At 45.8% G+C, this 25,723-nt stretch carries 23 protein-coding genes and 1 pseudogene; 18 read left to right on the top strand and 6 right to left on the bottom strand.

The genetic code is table 11. The features are described 5' to 3' along the window. Nucleotides 1-113: 113 nt before the first annotated feature. Entirely contained in the window at nucleotides 114-1,088 is a 975-nt protein-coding gene (locus MKY16_RS16570) for an alpha/beta hydrolase (RefSeq protein WP_029515398.1), read from the bottom strand. Continuing rightward, on the bottom strand, nucleotides 1,085-1,714 hold the full coding sequence (locus MKY16_RS16565) for a TetR/AcrR family transcriptional regulator (protein ID WP_340956197.1): 630 nt from the start codon (nucleotides 1,712-1,714) through the stop codon (nucleotides 1,085-1,087). The genes MKY16_RS16570 and MKY16_RS16565 overlap by 4 nt, the downstream gene beginning before the upstream one ends. 235 nt (nucleotides 1,715-1,949) lie before the next feature. On the opposite strand from MKY16_RS16565, the pseudogene MKY16_RS16560 reads away from it, so the two are divergent. Then, nucleotides 1,950-2,120 (top strand): annotated as a pseudogene (locus MKY16_RS16560) (sigma factor); the annotation flags it as partial. Nucleotides 2,121-2,232: 112 nt separating this feature from the next. Further along, nucleotides 2,233-2,694 carry a DUF523 domain-containing protein gene (locus MKY16_RS16555; RefSeq protein ID WP_039272334.1) on the top strand — a complete coding sequence of 154 codons (462 nt, stop codon included), beginning with the start codon at nucleotides 2,233-2,235 and terminating at the stop codon, nucleotides 2,692-2,694. 105 nt (nucleotides 2,695-2,799) lie between these two features. Here MKY16_RS16555 and MKY16_RS16550 read toward each other — a convergent pair whose 3' ends face one another. Beyond that, a complete protein-coding gene (locus MKY16_RS16550) occupies nucleotides 2,800-3,549 on the bottom strand; it encodes a YdcF family protein (protein ID WP_069010437.1) in 750 nt (249 codons plus the stop codon). Nucleotides 3,550-3,766: 217 nt separating this feature from the next. Here MKY16_RS16550 and MKY16_RS16545 point away from each other — a divergent pair, with 217 nt between their 5' ends. The 5 genes from MKY16_RS16545 (at nucleotide 3,767) to MKY16_RS16525 (ending at nucleotide 9,756) form a co-directional block, all read left to right on the top strand. Next, on the top strand, nucleotides 3,767-4,654 hold the full coding sequence (locus tag MKY16_RS16545) for a DMT family transporter (RefSeq protein WP_318627836.1): 888 nt from the start codon (nucleotides 3,767-3,769) through the stop codon (nucleotides 4,652-4,654). A 143-nt stretch (nucleotides 4,655-4,797) separates the two neighbouring features. Beyond that, the gene (locus MKY16_RS16540) at nucleotides 4,798-5,988 is read left to right on the top strand and encodes a copper amine oxidase N-terminal domain-containing protein (protein WP_340956195.1); all 1,191 of its coding nucleotides are present in this window, start codon (nucleotides 4,798-4,800) and stop codon (nucleotides 5,986-5,988) included. 207 nt (nucleotides 5,989-6,195) lie between these two features. Beyond that, nucleotides 6,196-7,191 carry an ABC transporter permease gene (locus MKY16_RS16535; protein WP_029515393.1) on the top strand — a complete coding sequence of 332 codons (996 nt, stop codon included), beginning with the start codon at nucleotides 6,196-6,198 and terminating at the stop codon, nucleotides 7,189-7,191. An 18-nt stretch (nucleotides 7,192-7,209) separates the two neighbouring features. Next, nucleotides 7,210-8,103 (top strand): carbohydrate ABC transporter permease, encoded by an 894-nt coding sequence (locus MKY16_RS16530; RefSeq protein ID WP_029515392.1) that lies wholly within the window; start codon nucleotides 7,210-7,212, stop codon nucleotides 8,101-8,103. A 111-nt stretch (nucleotides 8,104-8,214) separates the two neighbouring features. Continuing rightward, on the top strand, nucleotides 8,215-9,756 hold the full coding sequence (locus MKY16_RS16525) for an extracellular solute-binding protein (RefSeq protein ID WP_340956193.1): 1,542 nt from the start codon (nucleotides 8,215-8,217) through the stop codon (nucleotides 9,754-9,756). Between the two features lie 76 nt (nucleotides 9,757-9,832). Here MKY16_RS16525 and MKY16_RS16520 read toward each other — a convergent pair whose 3' ends face one another. Next, on the bottom strand, nucleotides 9,833-12,094 hold the full coding sequence (locus MKY16_RS16520; RefSeq protein WP_340956191.1) for an AraC family transcriptional regulator: 2,262 nt from the start codon (nucleotides 12,092-12,094) through the stop codon (nucleotides 9,833-9,835). Nucleotides 12,095-12,360: 266 nt separating this feature from the next. Between MKY16_RS16520 and MKY16_RS16515 the strand changes: the two genes are divergently transcribed. Together MKY16_RS16515 and map are read left to right on the top strand one after the other, a co-directional pair. Beyond that, a complete protein-coding gene (locus tag MKY16_RS16515) occupies nucleotides 12,361-13,080 on the top strand; it encodes a TetR/AcrR family transcriptional regulator (RefSeq protein WP_340932708.1) in 720 nt (239 codons plus the stop codon). A gap of 26 nt (nucleotides 13,081-13,106) precedes the next feature. Further along, nucleotides 13,107-13,853, top strand: coding sequence for a type I methionyl aminopeptidase (gene map, locus MKY16_RS16510; RefSeq protein ID WP_029515388.1), 747 nt, complete (start codon nucleotides 13,107-13,109; stop codon nucleotides 13,851-13,853). Nucleotides 13,854-14,115: 262 nt separating this feature from the next. Here map and MKY16_RS16505 read toward each other — a convergent pair whose 3' ends face one another. After that, nucleotides 14,116-14,829, bottom strand: coding sequence for an expansin EXLX1 family cellulose-binding protein (locus tag MKY16_RS16505; protein ID WP_340956189.1), 714 nt, complete (start codon nucleotides 14,827-14,829; stop codon nucleotides 14,116-14,118). Between the two features lie 480 nt (nucleotides 14,830-15,309). On the opposite strand from MKY16_RS16505, the gene MKY16_RS16500 reads away from it, so the two are divergent. Then, nucleotides 15,310-16,026 carry a metal-dependent hydrolase gene (locus MKY16_RS16500; RefSeq protein ID WP_340956187.1) on the top strand — a complete coding sequence of 239 codons (717 nt, stop codon included), beginning with the start codon at nucleotides 15,310-15,312 and terminating at the stop codon, nucleotides 16,024-16,026. 99 nt (nucleotides 16,027-16,125) lie between these two features. Here MKY16_RS16500 and MKY16_RS16495 read toward each other — a convergent pair whose 3' ends face one another. Then, a complete protein-coding gene (locus MKY16_RS16495; protein ID WP_029515385.1) occupies nucleotides 16,126-17,205 on the bottom strand; it encodes a M42 family metallopeptidase in 1,080 nt (359 codons plus the stop codon). Nucleotides 17,206-17,390: 185 nt separating this feature from the next. On the opposite strand from MKY16_RS16495, the gene spoVAC reads away from it, so the two are divergent. The 8 genes from spoVAC (at nucleotide 17,391) to yqeH (ending at nucleotide 25,661) form a co-directional block, all read left to right on the top strand. Then, nucleotides 17,391-17,897 (top strand): stage V sporulation protein AC, encoded by a 507-nt coding sequence (spoVAC, locus tag MKY16_RS16490; protein WP_029515384.1) that lies wholly within the window; start codon nucleotides 17,391-17,393, stop codon nucleotides 17,895-17,897. Then, a complete protein-coding gene (gene spoVAD, locus MKY16_RS16485) occupies nucleotides 17,894-18,916 on the top strand; it encodes a stage V sporulation protein AD (RefSeq protein WP_029515383.1) in 1,023 nt (340 codons plus the stop codon). Before spoVAC ends, spoVAD begins: the two co-directional genes overlap by 4 nt. Then, on the top strand, nucleotides 18,913-19,269 hold the full coding sequence (gene spoVAE / locus MKY16_RS16480; RefSeq protein WP_013311204.1) for a stage V sporulation protein AE: 357 nt from the start codon (nucleotides 18,913-18,915) through the stop codon (nucleotides 19,267-19,269). The genes spoVAD and spoVAE overlap by 4 nt, the downstream gene beginning before the upstream one ends. Before the next feature lie 215 nt (nucleotides 19,270-19,484). Then, a complete protein-coding gene (locus tag MKY16_RS16475; protein WP_039272322.1) occupies nucleotides 19,485-20,444 on the top strand; it encodes an AAA family ATPase in 960 nt (319 codons plus the stop codon). A gap of 3 nt (nucleotides 20,445-20,447) precedes the next feature. Beyond that, the gene (locus MKY16_RS16470; protein ID WP_340956185.1) at nucleotides 20,448-21,695 is read left to right on the top strand and encodes a DUF58 domain-containing protein; all 1,248 of its coding nucleotides are present in this window, start codon (nucleotides 20,448-20,450) and stop codon (nucleotides 21,693-21,695) included. Then, nucleotides 21,692-23,902 (top strand): transglutaminase TgpA family protein, encoded by a 2,211-nt coding sequence (locus tag MKY16_RS16465; protein ID WP_340956183.1) that lies wholly within the window; start codon nucleotides 21,692-21,694, stop codon nucleotides 23,900-23,902. Before MKY16_RS16470 ends, MKY16_RS16465 begins: the two co-directional genes overlap by 4 nt. Nucleotides 23,903-24,010: 108 nt before the next feature. Further along, complete coding sequence (locus tag MKY16_RS16460) at nucleotides 24,011-24,541, top strand: YqeG family HAD IIIA-type phosphatase (RefSeq protein ID WP_013311200.1); 531 nt, start codon at nucleotides 24,011-24,013, stop codon at nucleotides 24,539-24,541. Continuing rightward, a complete protein-coding gene (yqeH, locus tag MKY16_RS16455) occupies nucleotides 24,534-25,661 on the top strand; it encodes a ribosome biogenesis GTPase YqeH (RefSeq protein WP_340956182.1) in 1,128 nt (375 codons plus the stop codon). The genes MKY16_RS16460 and yqeH overlap by 8 nt, the downstream gene beginning before the upstream one ends. Nucleotides 25,662-25,723: the final 62 nt, after the last annotated feature.

Genomic DNA, 25,723 nt, shown 5'->3' with positions numbered 1-25,723 from the left:
TTTTTAGGTCTTTTTCATAATTCAATTACTTGCTTCTTTACGCTGAAAAGCGCTAGGGAATTTTCCTATAAGTGTGGTTACTCGTTCAGCTAGTTGGCTCTCTTGGATTGAATTTATTTCCCTACATATTCATCCAAAAAGTGATCTACTCTTTTGAAATATTCAGTGGGGTAATGGTTGATGGCATCGATGTGCTCCGTATTTTGCGGGTACCATACTTCTGCTTTTGGGTTATCTTTTAAGGACTCGTAAATAATTTCTGTATTTTTATAACTAATTTGCTGATCTCCAGTACCATGAATGAGCATAACTGGCTTGTCTTGCATCTTTTTTACCGCATCCATAGGAGATATGGAATCAAGATCAACCTTAAAGGCCCAATTTGCCATCCATGTCGATGTATAACTGAATGGAAACGCAGGTAAACCTGAAAAGAAGGGCAAACCCTCTCTCAGAAATAGACCAGCATTACGAAAAGGACTATCCGCAATTACGGCTTTGATGTCATCACTTTCACTTGCGGCTAGCAAAGAAGTAGCAGCACCCATTGAAAAACCGATAACTCCAATGTTATCACCCGTATGGTCTCTCGATTTTAAATAGCTTACAGCTCCTAGCAAATCATATTTTTCATTGAGGCCCAGCGTAATCAAATCACCATCGGACTTACCTTGTGAACTGAGGTCAAATGCCAATACATTGTAGCCTTTCGGAACGAAGTGCTCTACTAACTTTTGGGTCCGCCCTTTGACTAAACGATTGCTCGTATATCCATGGACGACAATAATCGTTTTACTACTTGATTTACCAGAAAGACCACTTGCAGGAAAGAAGGAACCTCTAATCGTATTATCATTTTTTTCACTCTTGAACTCGACCTCTTCATAGGGAGTTTTATCGATATTCAATCCGTAGCTGACATTAGTGTCTCTAGGATGGTGCAACAAGGTGTCTACTACTTTATAAGATATAAAAAATACAAGAGCCGTCACAAGCAAAAGCACGATCCCTAGGCTCCATAAAATTTTCTTTCGTTTTTTCACACGAACGTTAAATGTTAGATCGGGTTGTAATGATGCTTGACTCATTCAGACTCCTCCAGTTTTTCTTTAGGTTGTATGGGTGCGAACAAATAAAAGGCATGCCCCTTCAGATTTTCCCACTCGGGATGATGAATAATACTTTCTCCAAGAGTTAAGCCCACTCCATTTAAGAAAGAGATATAGGCACGAGAGATCATTGCTGGAGAAAAGCTTTTGTTGAATTCTCCCATTAACTGTCCCTTGGCATAGACGCATTCGATCGCATCTGTCATTACCTTTATACTTTCAAGGACCTTCTGTGTAAGTTCGGGGAATTTTACTCGTTGTCCTAAGACAGATTGAACAAGTCGCAATTCATTTATATAGGAGTAGATATGGTTGAATTGTTCTGCCACCATGCTTTTAATCAATACGCCCGGCGTCCCCTCTTTTTGTAGACAAGCAAGTGATTTCGCCTGAATATCAGCAAGCGGCTCAAGGACAGCAGCGTAGTATAAAGCTTCTTTGCTGGGGAAATATTGAAAAATGGTTCCAGGAGTCACTCCCACACTCTGCGCAATGATCGCCGTTGTGGTATTAGAATATCCACTTTCTGCGAACAGGACAACAGCTTCTTCTAGAATACGTTTACGCCGCTCCAGTCTTTTTTCTTCATTGATGGGTCTTGCCAAATGTATTCTCCTCTCTTTAAACTAAACTTCAATTAATTAAATGAATGATTATTTAATTAATAATATATCTTAAATTATGACTTATAGCAAGAGTGAAATTTATCTTACTTACGAGCAGGATGAACCTCAACATATAAAAATAAGCCGAAGGCTGCCCAACATGCGCCTCCGGCTTGTTTTATCAGGTTATTTTGGATGAGTACACGCTCCACCTTCCTTAAATGAATAAAACAATGAATATTTGGAGGATCTCATACCCTTCGGTACCATCGGCCTGATGAAGGACATTGAAAGCTTTCAGACTGGGAAAGGCACCAAGCTGGCAACATTTGCAGCCCGTTGTATAGAAAATGAAATCCTGATGCATTTGCGATCTCTGAAAAACATGCAAAGACGTATCACTCTTACGGAACGCAGACGTAGAGGCGAGTCAAAATTTTCGCACGATGACTCTACGAGAAAATTTGTTTATACTTTAACTACTTAATAGTGAATGTAATGGATATGAGGTGGAACTAATGATTCTGGTAAGTTCGTGTTTGGCGGGCATGAAGGTACGATATAACGGGACGGATAGCCTGGATGTATATATACAGAAGTTGGTAGAGGAAAAGAAAGCTGTGACAATCTGTCCTGAGCTTTTGGGGGGCTTTGTGACTCCGAGAGAGCCTGCTGAGATTGTTGGAGGGACAGGCGAGGATGTGCTGAACGGCACAGCCAAGGTGGTCGAGTTTTCAGGCAACGATGTCAGCGATATGTACATTAGGGGTGCGTACGAAGCCTTGAATATAGCCAGAGAGGTTAACGCAACGCATGTTGTTTTAAAAGAAAACAGCCCGTCCTGCGGATCAGCAGCAATATATAATGGGTCATTCGAAAATCGTAAAATAGCTGGTAATGGGGTAACCTCGGCTTTGTTAAAAAAGGAAGGCTTTAAGGTCATATCGGAAGAACAAATTTCGGATATTTTCTTGGATTAGAATATGTAATGGTAAATCAAGCGCCTTGCTAGCTTACAGGCTTATACCTGCGGAGCGTAAGACGCTTGTTTGTGCTGTATGCCGCTATATGATATAGACATCACATTATTTAAGCTTTAATGCAAGAATTCCTAGGTATTCCTTGAGGGCTGTTCCGGTTGTAGACATGGCCCCAGCAGACGGCGAGAGTTTGCCAGCATACAGTGACAGCTTTTCACTTGCCAGATAGTCGGTAGGATAAGCTACGACCTGCATGTCTGCACGCTGAAATTCCATTGCAGCACGTGGCATATGGAAAGCGGAGGTCACCAGAACAGGTCTAGTGAGTTGATGTTTTTTTAAAATTTGCGATGTATATACGGCATTTTGCTGTGTGTTCAAAGAACGGTTTTCGATCAGAATGTCCTTTGCCGGAATACCGAGTCCCAGTAACTGTCTTTGTGCAATATTCGCCTCATTACCACTGTCTCCAAACACTTGCCCGCCGGAGAAAAGAATGGGTATGCCTGTTGCTTCATGCAATCTGGCCGCAGTGAGCAGTCGATTGGCCGCAGATCCTAGCAGATTGCCTTGTCCATTGATGTCAGGGGTTCCTTCTGTGGCTCCGCCCCCAAGTACGACAATGACATCACCTTGAATGGTACGGGGCTGTGGGTACTGTTTTTCCAGGCTACTGATTAACAAATCTCCAGCCAAATTGGTCGAGGAAACATACAGCAGCAATGTGACAAGAAGCAGTACGACCGCAGGTATACGTGCCCTTTTCCATAGCCAAATCACGAGCCCTGCCATCACGAGGATGAACAAACCGGGAGGGAGCACAAAGCTGTACAAAAATTTGATGATATAAATCAAGTGCAGACAACCTCCTATCCTTATAAGCTTTATCTGTCTTTTTGGTATATTGTAACATAGGCAACTGACTGGATTCCTCTGTCCGAAGACATACCTCGATGAAAAAACGGGCATGAAAGTTGGAGCTTTCCAATACATATTTTTTGTTTGATAAAGTTGTTCTGTAGGCGTAGTATATAAAGTCTAGTGATTTTTTTCATAGAGGAGCGATAGCGTCATGGGAGAGTTAACGACAGCCAAGCGGATGATGATGATCGCGCTACTGGTTGTGTTGTGGGGCATTTCTTGGCCCATTTATAAAGTTGCATTGGAATTCACACCTCCACTATTGTTTGCAGGACTACGTACACTGCTGGGCGGTCTGCTATTGGGAGTGATTTTAGTACCGAGATGGAATCGCATTCGTTGGAAAGAAAATTGGCGGGTGTATGCTATTTCAGGTATTTTTAACGTGGTATTGTTTTATGGTCTGCAAACGGTGGGACTGATGTACGTCCCCTCTGGCTTGTTTTCTGTGCTGGTATATCTCCAGCCTGTACTGGTCGGCATTTTTGCATGGATGTGGCTAGGGGAAGCGATGTCCAGACTTAAAGTGCTTGGATTGGTCATCGGATTTTTGGGCGTTGCGGCTGTCAGTGTCGGCGGATTTTCAGGACATGTGGCTGTGGCAGGTGTAATCCTCGCCATTATTACAGCCGTGAGCTGGGCATTGGGAACGGTATATGTGAAAAAGGTAAACCAGCGTGTGGATTCGCTGTGGCTGGTTGCATTTCAATGTACACTGGGAGGCATCGTGCTGACGGGAGCTGGAACGGTGACGGAAAGCTGGTCGGATATCGTATGGAATGTCCCGTATGTGTCAGGGCTGATATTCGGCACGGTGCTGGGAATTTCACTTTCCTGGTTGCTGTATTTCACACTTGTTAATTCAGGGGATGCGAGCAAGATTGCGTCTTATACGTTTTTGGTGCCTGTGATCTCGGTGTTTGTCAGCTCGTTGGTGCTGGGCGAAGCGATTACGGCTTTCCTGCTGATCGGGTTGATCTTAATCGGGCTTAGCATTTATTTGGTGAATCGCAGAGTGAGAGTAGTACGGCAAGCTTGAAAATAGGATATGGTACAAGCAAGGACTCTGCGCAGGTAGCAGGGTCCTTTTTTAGAGGATTTTAACACCTGTCCGGCGAATTTTTAGGAAGAATGAAACGGGTTCGGCTGAAACGAATTTGATCTATAAGGAGGGGTTCAAGCATGATCCAGCTTCAAAATGTCAAACGGTATAAGTCTGCCAAGCGGATAATAGTTGCATTTGTTTTATTGGCAAGTGTGGCAATCGGACTGAACGATGGAGAGTTTGCTCAGGCAGCGGGAACTTCTGCATCTATAAAGCAAGGTCAGAGAACTGCAAGTGTCCGTGTTTATTTTAACGGAAATATGATGTCGTTTCCCAAAGGAGAGTCATTCATAAACAAGGGACAGGTCATGATTCCTATTACAGATGCTGCTCTGCCAGGAATAGCCACGGATTATGACCCCAAAACACAGACGCTTACACTTACCAATGGTATAGCCAGTCTGGGTTCCGGTCGAATAAAGGCTAACTCCAATATAGGTTTTGTACATAACAGGAAGGTTACTTACGACGTTTCAGCCAGTAGCATTCGTGGAACGCTTTATGTTCCTCTGGCATTTATCAGTGATGTGGTCGGAGGCAAGCTCGAATGGAAGAAAAACGAACGAATGGTTAGCATAAGCTATCCTCAGTTGGTTGGGGAATCGGAGGAAAGCAAGGGCTATTTGCTGGATGCAAGCAGCGGAGTATTGTACCGTAAAGAGGATGGCGGCCGTATCCGTGCGCTCAGTCCAACAAATATTAAATTGAAAGAAGATTATTTTGGCATGACGAAAATCATTTCAACCAAGGTTACGGAGGATGCAGATTTGGTTACGGTATGGCAAGCTTATGGCGAGCCCATGATTAATGACGATTTTTATACGCTGTTCGTCCAGAAAGGAAAGGTACTTCGTCAGGCAAAGGCTCATTATTGGAATTTTAATGCCAACAATATCAAGCTTTATAATGGTAAAGCAGTCATGAACGATGGACAGACCGTTCGTCTGATTGACGCTAATGGTTCTGTAAAAGAAATATGGAATATGGGGAAGCTTTCCGGTCGTTTGAAGGACAGCTTTGCGGTGGAAGGCATGGGCGAGGGGTTTATTCTTGCCAGATCGAATGATGAGGGCTTTTTAATATTAATTAATCTTAAAACCCACCAGTCATTGTTGGTGTATGAGTTGCTTCAATTAGCTCCTGAGCAACTGAACGGATTCAGGGAAGATGGTATTAAGTTTATCGGTCAGAACAAAAATGACGGTGAACTGCGCTTCGAGCTACATGATAGTAAAGGACGGCCTCAAACGTTCAAATATGCTTTGTGAATGGGTTTAAGGCGTCGATCAGACGCCTCTTATTACATAAAACTTCACAAATATCCGAATTGTTCACTCCTCAGGACACTCCTTTGTTCATGAAGCATGAGAGGCTTCACTTTTTATTTCGAATGCGTTTACATAAAATATAGTTATACGGCGGCAGTGCTACAAACCTTGCTGTCGGCAACGTATACAGAGGGGGAGTGACTCACATTGAATCAGCCTATGCCCAAAAATTCTGCAATGCTTACAGCGGATTCCCGCCTGAACGGTAAGAGGCTGGGAACGGGTAGAAAACACGGTTTTTTCTATGAACTGTTCCGCAATCGAGTATTATTTCTGATGTTGTTGCCCACTTTAATTTTTTTCTTCATTAATTCCTACATTCCTATGGTGGGTATTTATTATGCATTTACCCAGTTCGACTTTAATACCAGCCTGTTTGATGCCAAGTTCGTCGGACTCCAAAACTTTCGCTTTTTATGGCAATCCGGCACGCTGACAAAACTGACATTGAATACGGTCGGATACAACGCAGCGTTTATTTTACTTGGTAACGTGTTAGCGATTGTTCTCGCTATTTTACTAAATGAGCTGCGAGGCCGCTACTTTAAAAAGATCGCTCAATCTGTGATGTTCCTGCCTTATTTTGTTTCTTTCGTTATTCTAAGTGTCATCGTGTATAACATATTTAATTATGATAATGGTTTTCTGAATACGCTGCTGCTGCAACTTGGTGGTGAACGCGTGGATGTATACAACAAACCATGGGTATGGATTTTCCTGATTATCCTGTTCTATTTATGGAAAAATCTTGGCTACAGTATGGTGATCTATCTAGCAGCGATTACAGGTATCAGTGACGAATATTATGAGGCAGCTAAAATGGATGGAGCCAACATTTTTCAACGAATCTGGTACATTACCGTTCCTATGCTTAAATCGACATTCGTTGTGCTGCTGTTGTTTGCGCTTGGTAGTATTATGAAAGGACAATTTGATCTTTTCTATCAGTTAATCGGCAACAATGGGGTGCTGTACAATACGACGGATATTTTGGACACTTATGTGTACCGATCGCTGAAAGTGACTTTTGATGTGGGTATGGCTTCGGCGGCAGGCGTATACCAATCATTGTTCGGCTTTGTACTGATCATGACCGTGAACTATATCATCCGTAAGTTGAACGACGAGTATGCCTTATTCTAGAAAGGAGGACCCAAACGGATGGCGATCAAAGAGGATGTATACACTCGAATTTTTAAAATTATCTCTTATGTGATTATCATTATGGCTTCCATTGCTTGTTTACTCCCGTTCCTACTTATTATTTCGGCTTCACTGACCAGTAATGAATCGATTATCAGGGATGGATATCACTTTATACCACAGCAATTCTCACTGGAAGGTTACCGGACGGTGTTCACCTTTCCTGAAGAGGTGTTAAGGGCGTACGGGGTGACGATTTTTACCACGGTTGTAGGTACGACGTTGGGCCTGTTCCTGATGACGATGGCAGGATATGTGCTGGCACGCAAAGATTTTAAATACCGCAATGCGTTTTCCTTCTATATTTACTTTACGACGCTGTTCGGGGGCGGGTTGGTACCTTGGTACATTATGCTGACGAAGTATTTAGGATTGCTTGATACGTATACAGTGCTTATTTTTCCGGGATTGATGACTCCGTTTCTGATCATTTTAATGAAAAACTTCATTCGTTCTTCCATGCCGGAAGAGCTGTTCGAGTCCGCTAAAATAGATGGTGCAGGTGATTTTAAAATTTACTATCGAATTGTACTGCCTTTATCCACACCGGGTATTGCCACTGTGGGGCTGTTTCTGGCCTTGGCTTACTGGAATGACTGGTTCTCATCCTCACTCTTTATTAACGATCCGCATAAATACCAGTTGCAATATTATCTGTATAATGTAATTAACTCCATGCAATTTATCGCTCAAATGGGTGCAGGTACTGGCGTATCCCTTTCCAGTGATATGCCGACAGAATCGACGAAAATGGCAATGGCGATCGTGGTTACTGGACCCATTTTGCTGCTGTACCCGTTCATTCAGCGTTACTTTGTCAAGGGGCTGACCATTGGCGCGGTAAAAGGCTGAAGCGACACTAACGGGCTGAGATGGCATAACGTGCTGACGGTATGCCATCAAAGCAGCACTTTTTGTAAGCGTTTTATTTAAACAGACTACCATTTCAAAGGGAGGATTCACATGACATTCACAAAGAAAAGAAAACAACGCATGTCCATCCTGATTGCAGTAATGGTCATCATGGCGCTATTAGCCGGATGTGGAGGCGGTAGCGGAAACAGCGCACAAAAAGCAAATGGAGAGGATGATAAATCCCAAAAAGTGCAGCTGCAATTTTATATGCTGGGTGATGCTCCTAAGGATCTGTCTACCATTGAGGCAGAGATTAATAAGTTGGCGGAAAAAGATCTGAATGCCACCGTCAAATTTAACTATACGACGTGGACAGACTGGGATCAAAAATATAAGCTGTTATTGTCTTCGGGTCAGCCTATCGACCTGATATTCACTGCAGATTGGACGCAATATCAGGCCTATGCCAAGAAGGGCGCATTCCTGCCGCTAGATGATCTGCTGCCTAAGGCCGCACCTGCCTTGCAAAAATTTGTGCCTCAGGACATGTGGAATGGAGTTAAAATCGGAGGCAAAATTTATACCGTGCCTGGCACGTATAAAGAGTATGTCACTAACGGCTTTGTATGGCGTGAGGATTTACGTGAGAAGTACAATTTGCCTAAACCGACAGATATCGAAAGTTACGAGGCTTATATGGATGGGATACGTCAGCATGAGCCAAATATGAAAACCGTATCTCTAAACAGCGATATCAAGGGAAATCTGCATGACCGATATACCGAATTAGTAACGAAGAGTGTAGGGGCCTTGCCTTATGGCATTGGTATTAAATACGAAAAACCAACAGAGGTTTATAAATTTTGGGGCTCGGATGAGCAAAAAGAAGAGCTGAACACTTACAAACGCTGGGCCGATAAAGGATTCATTCCCAAAAATGTATTAAACGTAAAAGATACGCTTCAGGATCAAGTGACTTCTGGTAAAGCAGCAAGTATCTTCGGTGACAATCCAACCCGGTTTAATGATATGGTTATTAAGCTCAAAGCATCTCATCCGGACTGGAAGCTGGATTACTACCCATTCCCTTTGACGACAGGTTATGCAACTCCAGTGCACCCGATTCATAACGGCTTTGCAATTCCAAAAAGCAGCCCAAATCCGGCGCGCGCATTAGCTTTTTATGAAAAGCTTGTGACGGACAAACGCTATAACTTGCTCACGCAATATGGTATTGAAGGCAAAAACTACGAGGTCAAAGATGGTTACTATCATATGATAGGTAGCGGCAGTTCTAATGGATTTTCACGCGAAGGTATGAACAGTTGGGCTTGGCGTAATCCGGAATACATGCTGTTTGATTCTGGCTTTGACCGTGTGAAGAAAATTTTTGCCGAGCTGGATAAAATCCAGAAGCCTGACCTGTTTACCGGCTTTGCAGAGGACTACACGACCTACCAAGCAGAAAAAGCAGCTCTAGAACAGGTTGAGAAGCAATATCTGTATCCGCTCCAAGCTGGACTGATCGACAATGTAGATCAAGGCTTGCAGACCTTCTTGCAAAAGGCAAACCAAGCTGGTTTGGAGAAAATTCAAACCGAGTATACAAAACAATGGGAAGCTTATGTAAAGGAGAAGGGGATTAAATAAAACATAAAGATTTGTGATAAAGAAGAAAAGCAAGTCTCCAGAAAGTTGGAGGCTTGCTTTTTTGATGTCAGTTTACTTATTGCGCATTTGCTCTAGAACGGCGAAAATCTGTCGGTGTTACGCCCAAGCTACGTTTGAACATGCGATGGAAATAAGAGCTGCTCGCAAATCCGGTTTGTTCTGCTACGTCAGCCACGGACCAGTCGGTCTGTTCCAGTAATTCACAGGCCTTGCGAATACGGAGTTGTTGGATGACGTCCACGATAGTAGACATGGTCTGTTGCTTATATAGCCTGCTGACATAGATCGGCGACATATCCAGCTCTTCCGCAATCTGATTGAGACAAAAATTGGGATCCATATAGGTTTGCTCCAATCGTTCATTAATTTGCCGCACCAATCGTTCCTGTTTCGTGTTTCGTTTTTCCGATAGACTGGAGCGAATATGATCAAAGACTAATTGATAATGATCAATTAGGTTTTCAGCGGTCTCTAACCGATCTGCGGATGGTAATTCAGGTTTAGATTCTATAGCAAATCCATTGAGCTCACTGATATGCCGAACAGCATTATTCACACTCATGATGAGCCGGGATATCGCCTCTCGAACAGAGGAAAACGGATATTTTTCCATATGCATCAATAATTCTTTGATCATACTGTGTGCATCCTCCGTATGACCAGACAGTAGCATATCCAGCATTTTTTTCTCTTTATCGGCTGGATATACGTAAGTATTTTGGATATCTTCATCTGTAGTGTTTTGCGCATTAATAATGCAGCCATGTCCCTGAAAAAATCGGTGCATAGATGCGTTTTGTACCTGGCGGTACAGCAAATGTAGCCGTTCTGGTTGACTCGTGATGGCACTGTAAGTCAGTGAAACGCTCAGCTTCAAATATTCAAAGCAAGCTTCGCGTATTTGGCGTAATAAAGTTTCTAGTAGTACAGTGTCTGTATGTTCTGCGGGATCGAGAATGTTAAGCATCAGCAGTACACTGTCCTCATCCATATCAACAGTCTCCACCCGGTACGTCTGTCCGCATATTTCAGAAGCAATGTTCATAATTGCAAACTTATAGGGTAGCAGATCAGGTCCACGTTCGCTTTGCCATCGGGTATATTCATCTATGCGTAGCAGCACAAGGCGGTAGTCTTTGTCGAACTGGAACGTAATCCCAAGCTCGCGCAATCGTTCCGGTTCTTCACTGGCAGGGATATTTTGAATTCCCCGAATCACATTTCTTAAAATGTTTTGCCGGATCGTGTACATACTGTTTCGTTTCTCCGATTCCAGTGAATTCATATGCACAACGATTTGGCCAATAGGCGTATACAGCATTTTGGACAGCAGCCACGAAGCCACGAATCCTGCCAATGCAATGATGGCGGCTATCAGTAACATCGCATTACGAATAACACTCGCCATTTTGATAACGCTTTCATATGGTGTGACACTAATATACTGCCAACCTAGTCCGTCCGGGGAGGTGTAGGAAATGAGTGATCTTTTACCATGAAAGTCTTCTACAAAATAGCCTGTTTCTTGTTTTTTGACTCTCGTATGCAACCATAGCTGCTCTTTTTCGTTCAAAGTTTCGTCTGTCAATGTTGTACCAGACAACAGCCTGCCCTGATCGTCTAAAATATAAGCGGTCCCGCCTGAGATTGGATTCGCCGCCATTTCCTTGTTCATCCAGGCCGCCGACACATTCACAATCACAGCCGAATTTATCGCTTCGTTCGAGTTAATTGCGTCATAACATAAATACGTATAGGCTGCGATATCTGGGCTTGCTTGCTCTACTCCAGCTCTGGAGTCTGAGGCAGTCAGCAGCGGATACGTGCGTGGAATAGGCGTAAAGGGTTTATAGTCCTGATAATGATCCAGTACGCGAATGATATCTGTATCAGCCAGTTCATGTTTGCTGAATAACCCGTTTTGACCTTGTGAAGACGCAATGTAGAAGGTGCCGCTTTTAGGGTTAAACACGTAGATGGATTCGATATACGGCATGGAGTTAAGATAATTGTTCAATTCGGTCATGGCAGCGGTTACATCATATACATTAGGTTTGGGATAATACAACAACTTGGATAGGGTACTGCTGCGATACATTTGGAATGCCAACGATTGAGCGATAGATGTCATGTTAATAACCTCTCTGCTTCTCAACGTCAAGCTGTTGTGATTGGCCTCGAATGCCTGCTCCTTTTCCACACGAATATAGTAAAAATAATACACAGTGGTGGATACCAGCAACGTTAGCGTAATACATAACGTAATGCTGACCAGCAATTTGCTGTGAAGCTTATGATGCTTTTTGAAATTGCTCATTTGAACAGGCCTCCTGTCTGTGTGCACGTAGCTGTAAAGTACACCCTATTTATGTATTCATTATACGTGTGATCTTGTGAACAGGACAGTGAACAAACCGATTCTTTGTGAAAAATAATGATTTTTCGTTAAGCAGCTAACCCGTTGGTCAAGTACCGATTTCTAGGTTGAGCCGGAAATCCTCCAGCTAATCTCTTGTTATTTGCATGCCAATGTTTTATATTGACATAATAGTAGGTCAAAAATAAAAGAGGTGAACGGACGAGATGAGTCCACGCACGAAGGAACAAAACGAAGAGATTCGACTGCGGCGTCTGGAGCAAATCCGGAAAGCCGCTGCCGATGTATTTTTGAATAAGGGGCCTTTACTGGAAATCCGCGATGTGGCCGCGCAGGCGGGACTCGGCTATGGCACGGTATACCATTATTACAGCAATAAGGGCAATTTGCTCTACGATCTGCTATGGGATGCGTTGGAGCGGGCCGGGGGATGGCTGGAGGCCTCGTTAGAGGCTCCGCTGAAGGTTCCGCCGGAGGTCCCGCACGTTTCGGCTTCGGGGGAGGCGCCGGCGGGCGGGCATTTTGGCTTGGCTGATGCGGCGGACACTGGGAACTTGGCTGTCGCAGAGCTTGGCCCCGTTGCCGCTGCCAGCGTCCGGCTGCTGCAGCTTTGGGCGGAGGACCACGCCCTGTACCTGCTGCATAAGCTGGCCGGTGAGGGCTTTGCCTCGCTGCCTGAAGCGCGCTCGGCCCCGCTCTCGGCCGCCTTTCGCCGGGAGGTGCTCGCGCCGTTTGCCGCGCTGCTGGAAACCGGGTGTGTGGCAGACGGGTCTACCGCTTCCGGCGAAAACGCGACGGAGCCGTCGTATCGGCTACAGCGCGCTGAAATGCTGCTGGCCGCTTTGGTCGGTTGCGCCGCGCTTTCGCTTCGCCGCGGAAAGCTGCACGAGGAGGCCAGGGATATCGTCCGACTTTTAAAATTATAGAATGGATAAGGAGCGAACAAACAAAGATGATTATTTTAAAATCACCTAGGGAAATCGAAGAGATGAAGCCTGCGAGCCAAATCGTTGCGGACTGCTACCGCGAGGTGGCCAAACTGATCGAGCCTGGGATCACCACCCGGGAAATCAATGACTTTGTTGCCAGACACATCACCAAGCTGGGCGGCAAGCAGTTTACGAAAGGGTACAACGGTTTCCCCGCCGAAACCTGCATTTCGGTCAATGATGTGGTGGCTCACGGCATTCCTTCGAACCAGATGCTTATGGACGGCGACTTGCTGAAGCTCGACATCGTCGTGGAATACGGCGGATGGTTCGGCGATTCGTGCTGGTGCTATGCGGTGGGCAATATCCGGCCGGAGGCGCAAAAATTAATGAAGGTGACAAAGGAATGCTTGGATCTGGGGATCGCCCGGGCCCTCCCTGGGGGCCGGCTCGGCGACATAACGTCGGCGATTCAACAGCATGCGGAAGCGAACGGGTTTTCGCTCGTACGCGATCTGCTGGCCCACGGGATCGGACGGAGCCTGCATGAGGAGCCGAGCTACGAGCATATCGGCGTAGCCGGCAAAGGCATTCGGTTAAAGGAAGGCATGGTGTTTACGATTGAACCGATGGTCAACGAAGGTACGTTTCGTATCACGATCGACGACGATCAGTGGACGGCGAGGACGGCCGACGGCAAGTTGTCAGCGCAATATGAGCATACGATCGCAGTCACGCCGGACGGACCGCTGATTTTAACGGCCCAGTAAGAATAAAGGCGAACGGACGGGAATGCGTCATTTCAGGAAATAAGTCGCCAACCCGGCCTGTTTGGCCTGACGAAAGTTCGTAATCCGAAACCACGAAAAAGCGCTGGGCCTACCTGGATCAGCGCTTTTTTTGCATGGTTTGAAACTTTTACCGATTTACGGAAAACCGTTTCCCCGGGGAAAATGGCCTAGAAGTAAAACACTCCCATTAGCCTAGGGGATCGATCCTGAAATAACGTAAGCAAAGAGAGGCAGTACTTCATCAGTCTGGAAATTGAACGTTACCTTTAACGATATAGGCTTGGCCTGTGCCATTTTCCGCTAGAGCTGGGATGGTATCGTTGAGCACGGCACCACGAATGTCCGTAATCCTTATTTTCAGAGGCTGTTTTCCTAAGTTGGTACCCAAAAAGTGGTTGTAATCCTGTTTTTCGAGATTGAGCCATTGTCCGTTTTGTTGGACTTCCATCTTCAAGACCGGATATTTATGATTGCGTACTTGAATGGCTGCCCACCATTGGCTGCTGCCTTCTTTAATACGGTAGGAGACATTGCCGCTAACAGGAGCTTTGACAACTTTCCAAGAAATATTAATTTTTCCGTCTAATTGATTGCCAATCAGGTTGAACGCGTTTGGGGACAGATCGAGTGCGCCACTTGGACCTTCGGGGTAAAGATCAGTTACATATACGGTTGTTTTCCCTTTGGGACCTTGAACTTCCAAATAGGCTCCAGCTAATGCAGCTTTGATTCCGTTATAATTCAGTTGTGTGCGGTTAAGCGCTGTGATTTTGGCATCCGAAGGGATGGGATCAAGTAGTAATGCCCCTCCAGAGTAACCTGATCCCGTATATGTGGCGTAGCCTGTGTATGTATCATTCCAAGCAGCTGAAGCGGGAAGGGCGAATAATACAATACTTAACAACGATGTCAGACCGATGGTTTTGAACTTTCGGAACGTCGATTTTTTTTGCATAATCATTTCCTCCTTATTCATTTAATAGATTCATATAGTAAATATAAACACTATATTACCTAATATTTCAAATTGTACAATAGGACTTTGAGGCAAAAAGAAAATATTGAAGATGTTTGTCAACTTACTCATAGGCCATATGTCTTGTTTTTTTGGGAAATGGTTGAACGGTGCTCTTTTTTCGCAGAAAGTTTGCAGGGCAGCCGATAATTTCAGGAAGATGTATCCTTATAACACAGGACAGGGCTGACTGGAGAGTAAGGACAGAGGAGGGGGTTAATAATAAGGAAGAATGTCTTCTATGCACCGCCAGTAAAATACTTTAGAGCGATTAAACTAGGACTTTTGAATGAAGTCTTTTAAATAGAATAAGCGAACTATTGTTCTCCTTTTGTTTGTCGTATACAATCGAATCATGCTGATTCAAATGGAGTGATGTTGAACTCTGTTGTATGCTGCAACGAAAGGATGTTTTGCACCATGATGGGAAGAGCCCATTTGATTATTGGAACCGGGGTCTCCCTGTCGGTATTAGCTCTAAGTGGATACGAAGTGACCCCGGCTGCCGTGGCAGCTGCTGTGGTCGGTTCACTGTTGCCGGATATTGACGAGCCTAACTCCATGCTCGTGAGCCGTGCGCTGCCAACCAAAATGCTTAGACTCGTACAGCTTCTAATGATTGGGGCTGCTGGTTGGGTATTTTTCACCCGTTTGGCTCCGCCGCCATGGAATCTTGTTCTGGCTTTGCTGATGATTAGTGCTTCTTTTATGCCTTCACGATCCATGCGCAAGGTTATTATCTTTCTAATTGGTATCGGCCTCGCCTGGTATGGAGAATCATATGCACCGTGGAATTATATCGCTGGGTGTCTGCTGATCATTTGTACGCTAGTCCCACACCGGGGGTTAACTCATACGGTATACGGGACAGTCGCATGGACTGCGCTGCTTTATGGTACAACACGTTTGCACGGTGACAGCATATGGCTGGCTGGAGGTATGGCGTACTTGCTGCATTTACTGGCAGATTCCTTGACGAATAATGGAATTAAACCTTTGCCGCCGTTCAAATGGAAGCTGCGATTTAAATTGATGAGTACCGGAACCCGGAAGGGAGCTAAGGTAGAAAACGTCTGCATTGCTCTAACTGCTGTACTTGTAGTGATTGCTTTGCTTCGTTATAAGCATTTGATTTGAAATGTTCTATCTTTTGTTTTCTATTAAATTAAAAAAACAGTCAATGCACGTTGTACGTGTCTTGACTGTTTTTTATAGATAGCGATTCTCTATTACACCTTAAGCTCGTTCTATAATGGTATTCAGCGTTGTACGATCCAGGTTTTGAACCAGCTTGATGATCAGCTCTTTGGCTGCATCATAATCATCAGTGTGAATAATAGACGAGGAAGTATGGATGTATCGTCCACAGATGCCTATGACGGTAGATGGTACGCCAATTCCGCTCAAGTGCACTTGGCCGGCATCGGTTCCCCCTGTGGAGATGAAATATTGATACTTGATTTTGTGAGTTTCCGCCATGTCTTGCACGTATTCCACAATCCCGCGGTGTGTAATCATACCCGGATCAAATACCCGCAGCAGTGCGCCTTTACCGAGGTGTCCGTAAGCATTCGGGTCACCGCCCATATCATTGGCTGCACTGCAATCCAGTGCAAAGAAAATATCGGGCTGAATCAGATTGGCCGCTGTGCGTGCACCACGCAGTCCCACTTCCTCTTGAACAGTGGCCCCCGCATACAATGTATTGGGAAGCTTGTCTTTTTCTTTATGTAACGCTTCAAGCAGTTCAATAGCCAAGCCTACACCGTAGCGGTTATCCCACGCTTTAGCCATGATTTTTTTAGGATTTGCCAGTGGTGTAAAATCACAGATTGGCGCTATGGCTGTTCCTGGTACGATCCCCAGATCCTGAGCTTCCTGTCTGCTGTCTACGCCAATATCCAGATACATATGCTTGATGTCCATAGGTTTACTGCGTTGCGATTCATCCAGCAAATGAGGCGAGACAGAGCCAACTACACCGATAACTGGGCCTTTTGGAGTCAATACTTGAAGACGTTGTGACATGATGGCTTGGCTCCACCAGCCTCCAACCGGCTGAAAACGAATCATTCCATTTTCCGTAATACCATTCACGATAAAACCTACTTCATCCAGATGGCCTGCCACCATTACACGTGGTCCACTCTCTTGACCGCGTAGCACCCCAAAAAGACTGCCCAATCGATCTTGCACGATTTCATCGGTATAGCCGGATATCCGTTCCTTAACCCATGCCCGTAACTCTCGCTCATGCCCAGGAATGGAAGGAAACTCCGTTAAGGTTTTAAACAATTCCAATGTTTTTGATTCCATGATGTATACCTCACTCCTTATTAATTAACCAGTGGTCGTCATGTATTTAGTATGAATGGATTTGTACGGAATGTCCACGATATCATTTTCCTGACATAACATTTCTCCAAAAAGCTCATAATGAAAAAGACCCAAGCAATTCGAACCGCCAAGCGCGAAAACTTACAGATAAGGGGTGGTGAATGATGCCAGCTAAATCCGGGCAGCGCGGTTTTCGTACCAATACGTCGCCGCTGTCCATAAATGAGAAGGACTATCAGAATATTTCACAAAAGCATGAGCCCTCGAGAAAAGTATTTGCCAATTGTGTGCGCGCTTTTCTGGTTGGAGGCGGGATCTGTGTGATTGGACAGGCGATTCAGGAGGCTTTTATGGCAGGGATGCACATATCAGCCAAGGAGGCCGCCCCGCCGACCTCATCTATGATGATCTTGCTGGCGGTCATATTAACCTGTATCGGGGTTTACGATAAGGTTGCCCAATGGGCGGGAGCGGGAACCGCTGTGCCAATTACAGGCTTTGCTAACTCCATGTGTTCGGCTGCATTGGAATATCGTTCTGAGGGGCTGGTGCTCGGAGTGGGCGCGAATATGTTCAAACTGGCAGGCTCGGTTGTCGTATTCGGGGTGGTGGCTGCATTTATCATAGGCGTTATATATGCCATCCTTGGTGTAGGAGGCAATCACTTATGAGAAGACAGGGAGGACAAACCTGGAAGTTTGAATCGAGACCACGCATCATTGGAAGTGCCACTGTTGTGGGCCCGGATGAAGGAGAGGGGCCGTTGTCCACAGATTTTGATTATATTTATGACAATATAGAAATCAACGAGAAAACGTGGGAAAAAGCGGAACGTAGATTGATTGAGCACTCTACAGAGCTGGCGCTAATTAATGCCAATTTGAACAAAGAAGAAGTGCAGTTTTTTATTAGTGGTGATCTGATGAATCAGATTGTCAGTAGCTCCTTTTCGGCTAGCAAGCTGGCCATTCCCTATTTGGGTGTTTTTGGAGCATGCTCAACATCCATGGAAAGCTTAGCCTTAGCCGCACTTATTGTGGACTCAGAGGCCGGTGACTACGTGATGGCGGGTACGACTAGCCATAATTGTACTGTGGAAAAACAATTCCGCTATCCTAATGAATACGGATCGCAGAAGCCTCCTACGGCTCAGTATACTGTTACGGGTTCCGGCGCCGCAATAGTGGGCCATGCCAAGTCAGGGACGGTGGTGGATTGTGCTACCATTGGACGTGTAATGGACATGGGCATTAAAGACCCCTTTAATATGGGTGGAGCCATGGCTCCCGCGGCTGCGGATACGCTGTTGTCTCATTTTCGAGATACTGGCCGTGACCCTAGTTACTATGACCTCATTGTAACGGGCGATTTAGCTTCTGTGGGGCTGCCGATTGCCAAGGAGTTGCTCAAAAAAGATGGGTTTGATATGAATCAGACGGAATTTAATGATTGCGGTTTACTGATTTACGACATTAATAAGCAAAAGAAAGTCATTTCAGGAGGCAGTGGTTGTGGCTGCTCGGCTGTTGTAACCTACGGGCATTTGTTGAAGCGGATCGAAAAAGGAGAGCTACAAAAGGTACTGGTGGTGGCGACTGGAGCGTTATTATCTCCTTTGACTACACAGCAGGGTGAGAGCATTCCTTGTGTTGCACATGCTGTAGCTTTTGAGGCGGGAGGAACAGTATGATATTTCTATGGGCTTTTTTAGTGGGTGGTGCCATTTGTGTCGTGGGCCAATTGATGATGGATGTGTTCAAAATGACGCCGGCACATACGATGAGTACGTTGGTAGTTGCAGGTGCAATTGCTGATGCTGTTGGGATATACGATCCGCTTATTAAATTTGCAGGGGCGGGTGCGACCATTCCAATTACCAGTTTTGGTAACTCACTTGTACACGGCGCATTAACCGAATTGGAGAAGGACGGATGGTTGGGTGTCATTACAGGGATTTTTAGTCTGACAAGTGCAGGGATTTCCTCTGCGATTATTTTCTCTTTTCTGGCATGCTTGTTTGTTCGTCCAAAAGGAAGCATATAAAAGCAGCGTACTTTAGATTTGACATCGTAAGATAAATAATTGTATACATGTGCCCTTCGGATCTAATGACCGAAGGGTTTTTAATTGTTCTGCACATGAGAGATCGAAAGAAGGATGGAGTTTGAATAATATGGGCAGGGGGTTAAGTGTACTCTGTGCCTACCTTCATGTACAATAATAGGAAACAGGTTGCTATCTAGGAGGTTTACAGAGCTATGCCCGTACGTCAAGAATCTGTGCAGATTGTATCTGCAATCCGTTCTAATCTGGAATCATGTATATTAGGTAAATCCTTTGAAATAAAATTACTGCTTACGGCTATGCTGGCGGGTGGACACATTCTGATCGAGGATGTTCCGGGTACGGGAAAAACGCAAATGATCAAGGCTCTTGCCAAATCCATGCGCGGTGATTACCGCCGTGTTCAATGTAATCCTGATATTCTCCCGAGTGATATTACAGGGGTATCCATATTTCATCCACGGGACGAGCGTTTTTATTTCCGTCCGGGTCCTGTGATGACTAATATTTTGCTGGCGGATGAAATTAACCGAGCGACGACGAAAACCCAGTCAGCTCTGCTGGAGGTTATGGAGGAACGCAGTGTGACGGTGGATGGGGACACTCATATGTTGCCTCATCCTTTTATGTTGTGTGCGACACAAAACCCGATTGATTTTGAAGGCACTTATATGCTGCCGGAAGCACAGTTAGATCGTTTTATGCTCAAAATCAGCTTGGGTTATCCTGATATGGAGACGGAGCGAAACATGCTGCTCCATCATCAGGCAGGCCAGCCAGCAGATCGTCTGGAGGCTGTAGCTCATATGGAGCAGATTGCTGACATCCAGCAGGAAATTAGAGGGATTTATATGGACAAAGCAGTGACGTCCTATTTACTTGATATCGTACGTGCGACAAGAGAACATCCATCTGTGCTGCTGGGAGCTAGCCCTCGGGCGGCCCTTGCTTTTGTAATGGCTGCGAAGGCATACGCTTTTCTGGACAACCGTGACTATGTGCTGCCTGATGATGTGAAGGCGCTGGCACCTTATGTGCTAACGCATCGTTTGTTGCTGCGTCCCGAGGCGCGCCTGGATAGTTCCAATGCCCAGTCCGTGCTGGAGGCTGTCCTTCGGCAGGTACATGTACCCGTACGAATGGAGCGTCCTTAGGTAATGAATATGGTCAAAAGGAAGCGCAGGCTTCCCCGGCTGTCAGGCCGCATCTGGCTTCTGATGGTCATATGGGTGGTGTGCCTGCTATATTTGTTGTTTCAGGGCGGCAAGACGTCGGTCATGCTGTTGTCTATGGTTACGCTGTTAATCGTTTATTTATGGATCGTTGGTCTGAGCGGAGTTCGCCGTGTGCAAGGCTCCCGGCAGCTTTCGCAAGGCTCGGATTTTGGAGAACTGCTGCATGCAGGAGATCAGGTGCATGTAAAGCTGAGCCTCAGCATTCCTGGATTTCTTCCGTTACCCTATGTCATTGTCCGTGAGGTCCTTAAGCGACATACAGGTGAGTCCTGGTCGTTTGAGGATAGTGTCATTCCCAGTCTAAAAGGGGGCGGTCAGCTTACATTTCAGACTCCCGCTTTAGAGCGAGGAAGCTATCACTTTGAGGAAACGGAATGTGTGAGTGAGGACATCTTCGGTCTGTTGGAGCACAAAGGCAGCTTGAACGCACGCGGTGAATTTCGGGTTCTGCCCCGAACGGTATTCATTCCGTATTGGCAGATGAATGACCGTCGCTCAAGGATGTCTGGACCGCAGACCGTTCAAACTCGAACGCGGCGTGAAACGACACAAATTAACGGTGTACGGGATTATGTATATGGAGATCGGTTTTCGCGCATCCATTGGAATGCGACGGCGCGTACAGGTAGCTGGAAATCCAAGGAGTTTGAGCATGAGACCGTTCCTAAAACGATGCTTGTGCTGGACGTACACATGAAGCATTATGTGAACGCCGAACAGTTTGAGCTAGCTGTATCCTCTACCGCTTCATTGCTGGAATATGGTGGACGGGAGCGAATGGGGGTTGGATTGTGCACAGCTGGAGAGAAAGGCACCGTCTTTCAACCAAGTGAGCAGACAATGGAACGACAACGAATGATGCATCACTTGGTAGACATACACACCACTTCACAAGGTAGCTTGAAATCCGCTGTAGAAAGCAGTGTGCGCCAGTTTCCGCAAGGCTGTTATTTTATACTGATTAGTCCGCTGAAGGATTATCAGGCGATGGAGCTTCTTCGCTGGGCCGATACCCGGGGGATGACTCCGTGCCACGTTTATATCGGAGAAGGTTCTGCTGAGGGAGAAGTTGAAGAATGGATGAGCATGCTTCGTGCAAGGGGAATTAAGGGCTACGATGTTGAGAGCCTTGAAGAGCTCCCGGCTGTAATGGGGGGAGGGACACTATGAAGAGCTGGTTACAATCGTTAAAGGGTTCCTGGGTCCCCGCTTTTACATTTTTATGGATTATTATTATTGCCATGCAATGGGTTTCTTTTGCTTCCGAATTATGGTTGGAAGAGACAAGAGCACTCGTACTAATGACCATTACAATGCTGGCTCTGGTGAAGATTGTACTACCAGTTCGTCCCTGGATTGAATTTATTGTTAAGGCGGCGGCGCTGTTTTTTATTTTGTATCGGACATTGGTGTCTTATTCAATCATTATCCCCTTCGGAGGGGTAGCCAATCGCCTGGACCAGTTTATTTCCAATATGTCACCTTATATTTGGTTTTCCCTCATTGCTTGGCTAGTTATTGAAATGGTGCCGCTCATCGTTACAACGAAGCAGCGGATTCTTGTTTTTGTGGGTATTAACATTGCCGCGCTGGCAGTACTTGATTCCTTCACGCCAACTGTGCTGTGGGAGGAGGTTGCTTGGATCGTCTTTGCTGGTATGGGTTGGCTGGTGACACAGCATCTGCAGTATTTTCGGCAGCATTATCCTCAAGGATGGAAGCATATTCGGCGCTATCCATATAAAATAGCAGCCAATATTGCGGTCATTTTTGCGCTCATTATTATGGCTGGTGTCAATATGCCCGAGGTACAGCCCGCTTTGACGGATCCCTATACAGCGTGGACCCAGAGAAATAGCTCAACTACCGCCGGGATCAACAATGGATCTGGGGCACTGGATCAGCGGATGAACACTGCATCGGGTTATAGTCGCCAGGATAATCGGTTGGGGGGAGGTTTTAATTTTGACTATTCTCCTGTCATGACCATCACGACCACTCAACGAAGCTATTGGCGGGGGGAAACGAAACGAACCTATTCCGGTACAGGCTGGAGTGACAAGGGCAACGATGATCAAACGTTAAATGATGTTCCAATGACCGCAGAGCTTGAAAACACACAAGAAACGCGGCATTCGACTGAGCAGGTCGTTCAGACCATTACGATGCAAAACGACCAAAGCTATCCTGTTCTATTTGGCGCTTATTCGGTGCAGCGTGTTCAATCGGTGGACAGAGATTCACGGGCAGACGGGTTACGTTGGAAGCCGGAACAGGCGGAACTGCTTTGGAATCCATCCTCCCGAAGAACTGCTTATCCTAAAACGTATACTCTGGTATCGCATGTCCCTGTGATCCCTGAGAAAGAGCTACGCACAAAAACTTTTAATGAGTTGTACGGAAAAAACAAACAGGAAGCCTATCTACAAATTCCAGATGAGTTGCCACAGCGGGTTCGTGATTTGGCTCAGAACGTAACGTCAACGGCGAAAACGCCATATGAAAAAGTCGGATTACTACAGCAGTACTTGCAGCAAAATTATGCATATACGAACAATCCGGATCTCTCACGGAAAAGAAGCAGAGATTTTGTGGATGCCTTTCTGTTTGAGATTCGGGAGGGCTATTGCGATTATTATTCCACCTCATTAGTCATGATGGCTCGCTCCGTTGGGGTTCCAGCCCGTTGGGTTAAAGGGTATGCACCTGGTCAGCAGACGTTTTCAGATGATGCAACAACGGGTGAAGGTGACGAAAATATGTCCTCTTACTCCGTGACAAATGCGGATGCTCATTCCTGGGCGGAAGTATATTTAGGTGAATACGGTTGGGTTCCTGTAGAAGCAACGCCTGGCTTTGATATGCCGCTGCTTACGGAACAGGAGGATTCAAAGACTCCAGAAGCCCCAGAGGTTAAAGATCAGTCTGAACCGGAACAGCCTGAGCAGACCCCGCAGACTAATCCGGAGGAAGGTTCAAAAATTCATCCTGTAATTATAGGTTCTGCTGCATCAATTCTGCTGCTGTGGGCTACTTATATCGTCTGGCGTAATCGGGCAGACATTCACTTTTACCTGTTGCGTTTACGCAGAGGTAAGCCGCTGACCCCGGATGAAAAGGTGGTCGTCGAAACTGAGCACTGGTTAAGGTACATGCGAAGAAAGGGATTTGTCCGCGCCAGTCACGAAACACTGAGGGAATCAGTTGATAGATGGTCGCTAGAAGTACCGGAACAGGCTTCAATTTTACATCAGCTGCTTGGACGATTTGAACAGGCGCGTTATAGTCCCTCATCCGTAACCGCAGAAGATTGGCATATGGTTCGCAAGCAAGCCTCTCTGTTACACAAAGAAGGCTGGATAAAACGTCTATTTTAATCTTTAGCTATATATTTAGTGAAAAAGCTGTCCGTTTGTTGCGGATAGCTTTTTACTAAGCCATAGTAATATGGTATAGTTTGTCGTATGAAACTGAGGTGACCGACGTTGTTTGAAATGCTGATGCCCAAATTACGGGTGAATACCGTCTTTGATATTGATCTTGAAGGCTTATATGCTCAAGGATATCGCGGCATTATTACGGATCTGGATAACACGCTGGTCGGCGCAAAAGCGCCGAATGCAACTCCCGAGCTGGTGGCCTGGTTTGAGAAGGTCAAACAGGCGGGTTTTAAGCTTGTCATCGTGTCTAACAACAATATGGACCGTGTATCCGTGTTTGCTACGCCTTTGGACATTGAATTTATACATGCCGCACGGAAGCCCTCCAACTCGTCTTTCCGTAGAGCCATCCGTATGATGGGGCTGACTCCGGAAGAGACTATTATGGTCGGAGACCAAATGTTGACGGACGTATTGGGAGGTAACCGACTGGGGTTGCATACGGTGTTGGTGCTACCGATATCCATTCATGATGAAGGAGTCATGACTCGATTTAATCGGCGGTTGGAGCGAATCGCGCTCACAAGGTTACGTAAGAAAGGCTTATGGCTTGAGGAGGAAAAGAAGAATGACTGAAAGACCTGACGGCGGCACTGCCGTCAAATGTAGTGGTTGCGGTATCACCGTGCAGACCACTAGCTCGGAGCTTCCGGGATTTATTCCTGAAAAATTGCTTACTCGCGAACCTGTCATCTGTCAGCGTTGTTTCCGAATCAAAAACTATAATGAAACGTCTTCAGTGACGGTGGATCAAGATGAGTTCTTAAAGCTGCTCAGCCAGATCGGCGACAAGGATGCACTCGTTATCCACATTGTAGATATTTTTGATTTTGAAGGTAGCTTGATTTCCGGTCTGCAACGCTTTGTAGGCTCTAATCCGGTTATACTGGCTGTAAACAAGACCGATTTGCTGCCTAAGGTAACGAATTGGAACAAGGTACGTAACTGGGTACAAAAGCAAGCGAAGGAGCAAGGGCTTCGCACGGAAGAAATCGTACTGTGCTCAGCTAAAAAAAATCAGGGCTTTGACCGTCTTTTGGATGTGGTATCTGAGCTCCGTGGTAACCGCGATGTATATGTGGTGGGAGCGACAAATGTGGGTAAATCCACGCTCATTAACCGATTGATTCGTGATTATAGCGATATGGAGCAGGAACTCACAACGTCCCGTTACCCGGGAACTACACTCGATATGGTGAATATTCCGCTCGACGACGGCAAGCACATTATTGATACTCCGGGTATTGTATACCCTTGGCGATTCAGTGAGATCGTCTCCCGTCAGGACTTGAGCGCTATAATGCCGGACAAGCCGCTGAAGCCTGCTGCGTATCAGCTTGATGCCGGACAAACATTGTTTTTCGGCGGTATGGCCCGATTTGATTTTGTTGACGGTCAGCACCAATCTTTTACCTGCTACATTAACGGTGGTCTTAAGATACATCGCACGAAGCTGGAGCGAGCTGATCAGTTGTTCGCTGATCATGCCGGGGAATTGTTATCTCCGCCAACACGCGATCAATTGGCAGAGATGCCGGAATGGACAAGACATGAGTTCCGCGTGCCACGCAAATCTCCATCGGACATTTATATTTCCGGTTTGGGATGGATTAGGGTAAATAGCGAGAACGGAGCTCTGATTGCGGTTCATGCTCCTCGGGGAGTCCGTGTGCTTTTGCGGCCTGCGTTGATATAACGTTGCTGTAACCATGTTATAGGGCGGCAAGGAACAGGTACTGGTTCCTGCCGCCATTCATA

The sequence above is a fragment of the Paenibacillus sp. FSL L8-0641 genome (assembly GCF_038006265.1).
Taxonomy (GTDB): domain Bacteria; phylum Bacillota; class Bacilli; order Paenibacillales; family Paenibacillaceae; genus Paenibacillus; species Paenibacillus polymyxa_D.
This window is presented reverse-complemented; position numbering and strand designations above follow the sequence as displayed.

Coding starts and splice junctions, on each gene's coding strand:
- MKY16_RS16515 (WP_340932708.1), top strand. CDS start 12,361: ATGAGTCCACGCACGAAGGAACAAAACGAAGAGATTCGACTGCGGCGT.
- MKY16_RS16475 (WP_039272322.1), top strand. CDS start 19,485: ATGCCCGTACGTCAAGAATCTGTGCAGATTGTATCTGCAATCCGTTCT.
- spoVAE (WP_013311204.1), top strand. CDS start 18,913: ATGATATTTCTATGGGCTTTTTTAGTGGGTGGTGCCATTTGTGTCGTG.
- spoVAC (WP_029515384.1), top strand. CDS start 17,391: ATGCCAGCTAAATCCGGGCAGCGCGGTTTTCGTACCAATACGTCGCCG.
- yqeH (WP_340956182.1), top strand. CDS start 24,534: ATGACTGAAAGACCTGACGGCGGCACTGCCGTCAAATGTAGTGGTTGC.
- MKY16_RS16495 (WP_029515385.1), bottom strand. CDS start 17,205: ATGGAATCAAAAACATTGGAATTGTTTAAAACCTTAACGGAGTTTCCT.
- MKY16_RS16500 (WP_340956187.1), top strand. CDS start 15,310: ATGATGGGAAGAGCCCATTTGATTATTGGAACCGGGGTCTCCCTGTCG.
- MKY16_RS16555 (WP_039272334.1), top strand. CDS start 2,233: ATGATTCTGGTAAGTTCGTGTTTGGCGGGCATGAAGGTACGATATAAC.
- MKY16_RS16530 (WP_029515392.1), top strand. CDS start 7,210: ATGGCGATCAAAGAGGATGTATACACTCGAATTTTTAAAATTATCTCT.
- MKY16_RS16520 (WP_340956191.1), bottom strand. CDS start 12,094: ATGAGCAATTTCAAAAAGCATCATAAGCTTCACAGCAAATTGCTGGTC.
- MKY16_RS16470 (WP_340956185.1), top strand. CDS start 20,448: ATGAATATGGTCAAAAGGAAGCGCAGGCTTCCCCGGCTGTCAGGCCGC.
- spoVAD (WP_029515383.1), top strand. CDS start 17,894: ATGAGAAGACAGGGAGGACAAACCTGGAAGTTTGAATCGAGACCACGC.
- MKY16_RS16545 (WP_318627836.1), top strand. CDS start 3,767: ATGGGAGAGTTAACGACAGCCAAGCGGATGATGATGATCGCGCTACTG.
- MKY16_RS16465 (WP_340956183.1), top strand. CDS start 21,692: ATGAAGAGCTGGTTACAATCGTTAAAGGGTTCCTGGGTCCCCGCTTTT.
- MKY16_RS16540 (WP_340956195.1), top strand. CDS start 4,798: ATGATCCAGCTTCAAAATGTCAAACGGTATAAGTCTGCCAAGCGGATA.
- MKY16_RS16570 (WP_029515398.1), bottom strand. CDS start 1,088: ATGAGTCAAGCATCATTACAACCCGATCTAACATTTAACGTTCGTGTG.
- MKY16_RS16525 (WP_340956193.1), top strand. CDS start 8,215: ATGACATTCACAAAGAAAAGAAAACAACGCATGTCCATCCTGATTGCA.
- MKY16_RS16505 (WP_340956189.1), bottom strand. CDS start 14,829: ATGCAAAAAAAATCGACGTTCCGAAAGTTCAAAACCATCGGTCTGACA.
- map (WP_029515388.1), top strand. CDS start 13,107: ATGATTATTTTAAAATCACCTAGGGAAATCGAAGAGATGAAGCCTGCG.